At 60.5% G+C, this 1,278-nt stretch carries 1 protein-coding gene; it reads right to left on the reverse strand.

What is annotated here, in order from left to right; genetic code table 11:
* Positions 1–62: 62 nt before the first annotated feature.
* The gene (locus tag ACPEES_RS23435) at positions 63–1,037 is read right to left on the reverse strand and encodes a helix-turn-helix transcriptional regulator (protein ID WP_435106934.1); all 975 of its coding nucleotides are present in this window, start codon (positions 1,035–1,037) and stop codon (positions 63–65) included.
* Positions 1,038–1,278: the final 241 nt, after the last annotated feature.

The following is a 1,278-nucleotide window of genomic DNA, read 5'->3' on the forward strand; positions in this document are numbered from 1 at the left end:
CTAGTGCAGTCGTTCTTCCGTCACCCGGCCTGCCGATACACAATCGAACCTGACATTACTTTCTAAAAGATTAGTATGTCGAAATTCCGGTTCTGCTGTTCCCGGTAACGGAATACGACCGTACCGCGTGTCAATTCCAGCGGGCTGACCCCGGTCGCCGCCCAGAACCGCATGATCAGGTTGATGCTGAAATAGATGTGCCGGCCGGGGCGTTCGTAGCGCTTGTAGGCCGCGGTGGAAATACCCATCCGGCGGGCGATGGTGTCCTGGGAAATGGTGTGCTCACGCCGGAACTTCCGCAGTTGCCGGGCTATGACCTGATAGTAGCGCTCGTCGATGTGGCGGCGACACTCGTCCAGGTCCGGGCTCGTGTAGGTGGCCAGTGGCGGTCTCGGGGAGGCATTCACCATGCCTTCGAGGGCGGCCTGGAAGGAACGCAGCGCCGCTGGTGAGGCCGTGTTCACGAAGTGCAGAACGGGCACCCAAGCCGGGCGGAGCGTAGCGCCTACCTGAGCGTGGTAGCCGGTTCCACTGAACAGCCAGTGGGTCGGGATGCCGGTCTCGACCGACCACAGAATGGCGGTGTGTAAGCGGGGGAGGTCGTGCCCTTTCTCGTACCGCCGGTATTGACTGTGTGATACCCGAAGCATCGCAGCGAGGAAGGCCTGGCTCAAGCCGAGCTGGGATCGCACCAGCCGCAGGTTCGCGCCTATGCGGTCATGAAGGCCTCGCTCGATGCTTTCGTAATCCGGTATCGAGTGCTCGTCCCGATCGTTACCTGAGGGGTCGCTCCACGGGCCTGGCTGATACGTGGTGGGTGCCATAGGTCGCTCGGTCGTCTTTGTGATTTTTATCGATGAAACGGCGATGTCGGACCAGCGCTCGCTCAATGTAGGGTATCCGTCAGGTGGCAACAAGAAGGTCGGGAAGCGATACCGTGTGGTGATCGTTCCGGGCGCTTGCCAGCCTTTTTCCTTCCCGCATGCCGCGCCTTCACTGGGGATCCGGTAGTGATAGCGTTGGTGTGAAAGCGTCATTGCCGCGCGTTTCCGCCACCCATTCGGGTTACGAACCTGTCAATTTTGCGCGATCGTTTGCGCCGTTTCGTGACTTACTCCCACGGCGGATGCCGGCTATCGTCCGGCGTCTGTGCGGATTGTGCCGTCGTGTGCGGCCGCCATGCCCATGTAATGCTCAGGGGGGTAGGTGTCGGGTCCCCGACGATTGCATAGACCCGTCACGATATGCATTATGGATGGGTCGCGAGGTTATGCATGC

The sequence above is a fragment of the Arhodomonas sp. AD133 genome, assembly GCF_051195215.1.
Lineage (GTDB): Bacteria > Pseudomonadota > Gammaproteobacteria > Nitrococcales > Nitrococcaceae > Arhodomonas.